The sequence below is a fragment of the Lacticaseibacillus parakribbianus genome, assembly GCF_025490915.1.
Taxonomy (GTDB): Bacteria; Bacillota; Bacilli; order Lactobacillales; family Lactobacillaceae; genus Lacticaseibacillus; species Lacticaseibacillus parakribbianus.
In genome coordinates, this window is sequence record NZ_JANQBA010000025.1 from 1 (window position 1) to 7,388 (window position 7,388).

Below are 7,388 nucleotides of genomic sequence, written 5' to 3' on the forward strand. Positions count from 1 at the left end.
CCTTGGAATCAGCATCTAAAGCCAGCAACTAGCGAAACCGCGTAAGCAATGAAGGGTCGCAATCCAAAAATAGGATTGCGGCCCTTCTCAGTTTGCAAGACGGTCGATTATTGGGTGCTTACGCGGCACGAGCCCGGATCGGCGGCCGGGCGGGGCGAACCGCGTCGCCGCGCTGTGAGCCGGTCGGGCAGCCGCGGTGTGAGTCAGTCGGTCGCCAGCGACCAGCATCGGCTGCCCAACACGGTCCGAGTGAGCCGCGAGGAGGTCCGAGTCGGCCGCCAGGCGTGGCCCGAGTTGGCCGTGCGTCGGGCTGCGGCCGGTTGGGCGACGGCGCCACGGGTTGGCTGCCGCCTGCCAGCTTTTCGGTCTTAGGGTCGAGGGCAGCACATAACGATTCTGTTAAAATCATGAGTGAGCAAAACAGAAAATTGAATCGGTTTGGGTTAGCCGATATACTGTAATTAACCGGAGTTCGACGTTTGGAGGCAGTCTGATGAATATTGGCATTTTTACGGATTCGTATTTTCCGCAGGTCAGTGGCGTGGCGACCTCAATCAAGACGTTGAAGGACGACTTGGAGCGCAAGGGTCACGTGGTGTACATCTTCACCACCACGGATCCGCACGTCCCCGACGGGGCCGTTGAGCCCAACTTATTTCGCTTCACCAGTGTCCCGTTCGTCTCGTTCACCGACCGCCGCATCGCGGTGCGGGGGCTGTTTCACGCCTACCAGGTGGCCAAGGAGCTACAGCTGGACATTGTTCACACGCAAACTGAGTTCTCGATGGGCTACATCGGCAAGTTCGTGGCCCGGGAGCTGAAGATTCCCGTCGTTCACACGTACCACACCATGTACGAGGATTACCTGCATTACGTGATGAATGGCCACCTCCTGCGGCCTTACCACGTTAAGCAGTTCATCCGCGCCTTTTTGTACCACGTGTCCGGCGTGGTGGCGCCTTCCGAACGGGCGAAGGCCTCGCTTGAGGCTTACGGGATCAAAACGCCGATGGCGATCATTCCCACCGGCGTCGACCTGACCCAGTTCCAGCAGGCCAAGGATCCGCAGCTGCGCGAGCGGCTGGGGCTTTCCGGGGTGCCGGTGCTGCTGTCGTTGTCGCGCGTGGCCTACGAGAAGCGCATCGACAAGCTGGTGGCGGCGATGCCGGCGATTTTGAAGCAGGTGCCAGACGCCGTGCTGCTGATTGTCGGCGACGGGCCGGCGCGAGAGGACCTGGCTTCGCAGGCCGCAGCGCTTGGGCTGGGCCAGCACGTGCGGTTCACCGGCGAGGTGGATCACAGTGCGGTGCCGGATTACTACCGCGTCGGCGACGTGTTCGTGTCGGCCAGCGACTCCGAGTCGCAGGGGCTGACCTACATCGAGGCGCTGGCGGCCGAGCGCAAGGTCGTCGCCTGGAGCGGGGAGTACACCCAGACGCTTTTGGACGATCCGGCCATCGGCACCACCTTCGACAACGAGCCGGACATGATTCGCCAGGTCTGCGGGTACCTGACCCACCCGCAGGCCTTCAGCGACCCGGCGCCGCGCGAGGCCAAGCTCGCCGCCATTTCGGCCGATCTGTTCGGCGACCGGGTGCTGGCATTCTACGAAGCGGCGATCGCGCGGTACCAACAGGCGCTGTCTGCCAAGGAAGACAAGGTGACCGTTGAGTCGGATCGGCCATCTTTAAAGGGGTAACCATGATCGACATCCACATGTTCTCATCCGCGGACAAAGTCGCGGGGCAAGGCGTCGGCGCCGTTTACACGGAGCTGTTGGCGCTTTTGGAAAAGTATTTTCCAGGGGAGTTTCACATCAGCATCAACAAGTACTCCCCAAGCGTCATCAGCCACTACCACACCATCGACCCGGCGTTTTTCGCCTCGACGTTCTCGAAGCGCCGCGGCCGCAAGATCGGCTACGTTCACTTCCTGCCGGACACGCTGGACCAGAGCCTGCGCCTGCCACGCCCGGCTCGCTTCACGTTGGACAAGTACGTGATCGCCTTTTACAAGCGCATGGATCAGCTGGTGGTGGTGAACCCCAACTTCATTCCGCGGTTGGCGGCTTACGGCATCGACCCACACCGCGTGACCTACATTCCCAACTTCGTGTCGCGTGAGACCTTTTACCCGGCCACCGCGCAGGTTCGGTCGGGGCTGCGGCGCCAGTACGGCATTCCCGAGGACGCCTTTGTGGTGTTCGGGGCCGGACAGGTGCAAGATCGCAAGGGCGTCGACGACTTCATCGCCTTGGCCAAGCAGAATCCGCAGTGGCGCTTCATCTGGGCCGGCGGCTTCTCCTTTGGCATGATCACCAACGGCTACGACCACCTGAAGTCGGCGGTGGCCAACGCGCCGGACAACCTGACCTTCACCGGCATCGTGCCGCGCGAGGATATGGTGGATTACTACAACATGGCCAGCGTTTTTTTGTTGCCGTCTTACGAGGAGCTGTTCCCGATGGCGGTGCTCGAGGCCTTTTCCACCGAGACGCCGGTGATGGTGCGGGACCTGGCGCTGTACGACGAGATCATCGCGCCTTACGCGATCAAGGCCAAGGATGTTGACGCGATGAACGCCAAGCTGCACGAGCTGGCGGCTTCTAAGCCGCTACAGCAGGCCTACGCCGCCAAGAGCAGCCAGGCCGCGGCGACTTACTCCGAGGACCGCCTGGCGCGGGTCTGGGAGCACTTCTACCGCAGCCAGGCCGCCTTGGCCGAGGGCCGTCATGAGTAGAAAAAACAAACTGGCCGCCTTGGCCATGGTGCTTTTGGGCGTCAGCATCTTCTTGTTCGAGATGCGGCACCTGCACTTTCACCAGGTGGTCAAGACCCTGTTGCACCTGAACCTCTGGTGGCTTTTGGTCGCGACCCTGGTGATGCTCGCATCCTGGGTGATCGAGACCTGGGTGGTGCAGATTTTCGTGCAGCACGACGGCGAGCACCTGCCCTTCCAAGCGGCGCTGCGGGTGCCGCTGGTCGAGCAGCTGTTCAACAACATCACGCCCTTCGCCTCCGGGGGCCAGCCGGCGCAGCTGATTGCGCTAATGCAGGCCGGCGTCGAAGGCGGCCGCGCCAGCTCGGTCTTGCTGATGAAGTTCGTGGTTTACCAGTTCATGGTGCTTTTGAACTTCATCTTGACCATCGCGATCGGCTTCCGGCAGGTCGCCGGGCGGCTGGGGCCCCTGGCCTGGTTCATCGTCTTTGGCTTCGTCATTCACGTGGTCGTGATCTGCGGGTTGCTGCTGGTGATGTACCACTACCGCTTCACCAAGCAGCTGGTGGCCTGGGCGGTGAAGGTTTACGGCCGCTTCGCGGGGCCGGTGCGGCAGGCCGCCTTGCAGACCAAAATGAACGAGAAAATCGACTCGTTCTATGCCGAAAGCCTGCACCTCAAGCAGGAGAAGACCAAGGTCCTTCGCGCGGCCGCGCTGACTTTGGCCCAGCTGCTGTTGTACTACTCCGTGCCGTACTTCGTGTTGCGCAGCTTCGGCGTCAACCACGTCAGTCTGGTCGAGGTGATCGTGCTGCACGTGATGATCGTGATGATCGTCTCGCTGTTCCCGATTCCCGGCGGCACCGGTGGGGCCGAGTACAGCTTCAAGACGCTGTTTGCGACCTACGTGCCGTGGCCGTCGCAGCTGGTCTTGGCGATGCTGCTTTGGCGCCTGTTGACCTACTATCTGGGCATGGCGCTGGGGGCCGTGGCGCTGTCCGTGGTGCCGCAGCGCATGACGTCGCAACGGCGCCGACAAAAGTGAAAAAACTTTGGCAATCGGGGATTTTTACGGGCACAAAAAGCGTTTTTATGGTACGCTATCACAGAAGTACAGGAAAGGGGCCGTTTCATGAAAAGCTCACAGTTAGTTGCGATCATTAAACGCCTTGAAGCCATGCAAGAAGCAGCGGATGGCGAGGTGCAAACGCGCCGGTTCGAAAAGGACGGCGTAGAAAAAGGCTTGGTGTCCTACGACGCCAAAACCGAGACATTCACGCTTGAAGAGATGGATCAACACCAGAAATTCGACTTCGATGACATCGACCTTGTTGCCATTGAAATCTTTGACCTGCTCGACGATTCGGAAAACTAAGCAGCGCGTGTGAGAGCGGTTGGGCAAATGCCCGGCCGCTCTTTGTCGTTGGGTCGACGCGACCATCAGGGCTCATTCGAACGATTCGAGGCCGGTTCGGCGCGGTGAGCCGCGTTCACCCGCTGCTGCTGCGGCCGGCGCGTTGGGTGGTTGCGACCGACGCCGCGGCGCGAGCTCAGGGGCTGGCGTCACCGGAATTTTCAGTCAGCCACCGGTCGGACCGCGGCCGGCCGAATTGCCCGAGCAAGGCCGAATCCGCCGGCCCGGCGGGTTAAGATGTCGTTAAACCCCGTGAAAATAAGGGCTGAAAATTGTCTTTTCTGTGGGGTTTGTGTAGACTTACCAGTGTGTAGCTAATCAGTACACGGCAATCAACACAGTTGGAGGAACACCATGACTCAAATAGGCAGGCGAATTCGCGGGTACTTTAACACCCGGTTCGGATTTTTCGCCCTGACAATCGCACTGTTTTGGCTCAAGACTTACTGGGCCTACAACACCAAGTTCAACCTCGGCGTCAAGGGGAGTATGCAGGAGCTGTTGCTTGCCATCAACCCGATTCCGACGACCATTCTGCTGTTTGGGATTGCCCTGTACATGAGCGGTCGCAAGTCGTACATCACGATGCTGATCATCGATGCGCTGACGACCACGTGGCTATTCGCCAACATCCTGTATTACCGCGAGTTTTCGGATTTTTTGACCTTCGCGTTGATCAAGGGGTCCGGGGCGGTGTCCAACAACCTCAGCAAGGGTGTTTTTGGCATCATGAACGCCAGCGACTGGTTCGTGTTCCTGGACCTGGTGGTCTTGATTCTGCTTTTGGCCTTCCGCGTGATTCGGATGAACACGGCGCCGGTCAAAAAGTCGGTGGCCCTCGGCATCACGGCGCTTGCCTGCTGCATGATCGGGGCGAACCTGAGCATGGCCTACTCCGACCGCTCGGGGCTGCTCACCCGCACCTTCGATAACAACTACATCGTCAAGTACCTGGGGTTGAACGCCTACACGATGGTCGATGGCGTCAAAACCGCCAAGACCTCCGCGGCCAAGGCCAACGCCAAAGCCTCCGACCTCGATTCGGTCAAGAAATTCCTGAAGAACCACCAGGCGACGCCGAACGTTGAGTACAGCGGCGTGGCCAAGGGCAAGAACGTCTTCATCATCCACCTCGAAAGCTTCCAGCAGTTTCTGATCGATTTCAAGTGGCAGGGTACAGAGGTGACGCCGAACCTGAACAAGCTCTACCACCAAAGCGACACGCTGAGCTTCGACAACTTCTTCAACCAGGTTGGGCAGGGCAAAACCGCCGACGCGGAGATGATGCTTGAAAACTCGCTGTTCGGCACCGCCGAGGGGTCGGCGATGGTGGCGGATGGGACCACCAACACCTTCCAGGCCGCGCCGGCCATCCTCGATCAGATGGGCTACACCACCGCGGCGTTCCACGGGGATGTGCCAAGCTTTTGGAACCGCGACAACGCGTATCGCTCCTGGGGGTACGACTACTTCATCTCCAAATCCTACTACCCAAGCGGCAAGAACTACGAAGTCGGCTACGGGCTCAAGGACAAGATCTTCATGAAGTACTCGACCAAGTACGTTGAGCAGCTGCCGCAGCCTTTTTACGCAAAGCTGATCACCGTCACCAACCACTACCCGTACGAGCTGGACAAGAAGAACGTGTCCATCGCCAAGACCAAGACCGGCGACAAGACCGTGGACGGCTACGTCCAAACCGCCAAGTACCTGGATCAGTCGATCGGCGAGTTCATGGCCTGGCTCAAAAAGAGTGGCCTGGAGAAGAACTCGATGCTGGTCTTTTACGGCGACCACTACGGCATTTCCGGCAACCACAAGAAGGCCGTCGCCAAGCTGCTCGGCCGCACGGACTTCAATGATTTTGACAACGCCCAGTTCCAGCGGGTGCCGCTGATGATTCACATGCCGGGGCTCAAGGGTGGGGTCAACCACACGTACGGCGGGGAGATCGACGTGCTGCCGACCATCGAGAACCTGCTCGGGGTGAAGTCCAGCAACTACATCCAGTTCGGCAGCGACCTGCTGAGCAAGGACCGCGACCAGACCGTGGCCTTCCGCAACGGCGATTTCGTCACCCCGACCTACACCAAGGTCGGCAGCAGCTACTACGACACCCAGACCGGTGAGCTACTGAAGAAGCTCACCGCGGCGCAAAAAGACGCGATCGACACGGCGACCAACCGCGTGACCACGACGCTGTCGTTGTCCGACCGCGTGATCAACAGCGACCTGTTGCGCTTCTACACGCCAAGCGGCTTCACTAAGGTCAAAAAGAGCGACTACAGCTACAACAAGAAGACCGCAACCAAGACCCTCAAGGCCGCTCAAAAGGAAAACACCAGCGTCTTGAGTCAGCACAAGGGCGAGTCGCTTTTGGATCAGTACGTGACCGATGCGCCGGAGCTAGCCGACGAAGCGGATGCCGCAAGCAGCACCTCTAGCGCCTCAAGCAGTTCCAGCAAGCAGAGCTCGAAGAAGACCGACCAGTGACGTCAGGGGGCCGCGCAAAATTTGCGCGACCCCTTTGCACACGACCCAATTTAGCGTTAAGCTATGATAAAAAGTAAGGAGGCGGCACGGTGGCAAATCAGCAGGATACGGTTTACGATCAGACCATCGAGCGTCTGAAGGCCAAGGGAATTCGAATCACGCCGCAGCGGGTGGCGATCATCCGCTTCATGATCGCCAGCGTGGCCCATCCGACGGCGGAGATGATCTACGCCGCCTTGGCCCCGGACTTCCCGCACATGAGCGTGGCGACGGTTTACAACAACCTGATGCTTTTGATCGACCTCGGCCTGGTCGAGGAGATGAACATCGGGGATGTGGCGACGCACTACGACTTCGCGCTGGCGCCGCATTACCACGCGGTTTGTACGAACTGCGGCCGCATTGTCGACTTTGTGTACAGCGGCATGAGCGATGTCGAGAACGTCGCGGCCGGCAAAACCGGGTTTGCGGTCACCGGCCATCACTTGGAGGTTTACGGCTTGTGCCCGGATTGCCAGCGCAAGCTCAAATTAACGAACACTAAGCCGGCCGTGACGGCCTGATCACGATAAATCCGAACGGAGATTAATTAATAAAAATACTCCGTTCGGGTTTATTTTTTTGCCCCAGAAAGTTGAAGTTTTGGTTGACGTTGCGCCCCTTTGGCTGGTAAGATACTTGTTGTTGTCGAAGCGACCCACCGGTTGCTGAATGGCACGGATGAATAAATATTCACCCCTTAAAATAACCGTTGACAACATCG

The 7,388-nt window shown here is 59.2% G+C and carries 7 protein-coding genes; 6 read left to right on the forward strand and 1 reads right to left on the reverse strand.

Annotated elements, in window-relative coordinates; translation table 11 throughout:
• Positions 1-493: 493 nt before the first annotated feature.
• From NUH19_RS12835 to NUH19_RS12860, 6 genes are all read left to right on the forward strand, one after another.
• Positions 494-1,699 carry a glycosyltransferase family 4 protein gene (locus NUH19_RS12835; RefSeq protein ID WP_262316931.1) on the forward strand — a complete coding sequence of 402 codons (1,206 nt, stop codon included), beginning with the start codon at positions 494-496 and terminating at the stop codon, positions 1,697-1,699.
• A gap of 2 nt (positions 1,700-1,701) precedes the next feature.
• On the forward strand, positions 1,702-2,739 hold the full coding sequence (locus NUH19_RS12840) for a glycosyltransferase family 4 protein (protein WP_262316932.1): 1,038 nt from the start codon (positions 1,702-1,704) through the stop codon (positions 2,737-2,739).
• Positions 2,732-3,763: a lysylphosphatidylglycerol synthase transmembrane domain-containing protein gene (locus NUH19_RS12845; RefSeq protein WP_262316933.1), complete on the forward strand. Its 1,032-nt coding sequence runs from the start codon at positions 2,732-2,734 to the stop codon at positions 3,761-3,763. The genes NUH19_RS12840 and NUH19_RS12845 overlap by 8 nt, the downstream gene beginning before the upstream one ends.
• An 87-nt stretch (positions 3,764-3,850) precedes the next feature.
• Positions 3,851-4,093, forward strand: a complete 243-nt coding sequence (locus tag NUH19_RS12850) for a YkuJ family protein (RefSeq protein WP_225048160.1) — start codon at positions 3,851-3,853, stop codon at positions 4,091-4,093.
• 393 nt (positions 4,094-4,486) lie between these two features.
• Complete coding sequence (locus NUH19_RS12855) at positions 4,487-6,625, forward strand: LTA synthase family protein (protein WP_262316934.1); 2,139 nt, start codon at positions 4,487-4,489, stop codon at positions 6,623-6,625.
• An 89-nt stretch (positions 6,626-6,714) separates the two neighbouring features.
• Positions 6,715-7,188, forward strand: coding sequence for a Fur family transcriptional regulator (locus tag NUH19_RS12860; RefSeq protein WP_262316935.1), 474 nt, complete (start codon positions 6,715-6,717; stop codon positions 7,186-7,188).
• On the opposite strand, the gene NUH19_RS12865 is transcribed toward NUH19_RS12860, so the two are convergent.
• On the reverse strand, positions 7,189-7,388 hold a 200-nt coding region (locus tag NUH19_RS12865), incomplete at its 5' end, for a hypothetical protein (protein WP_262316936.1). It abuts the gene before it with no gap.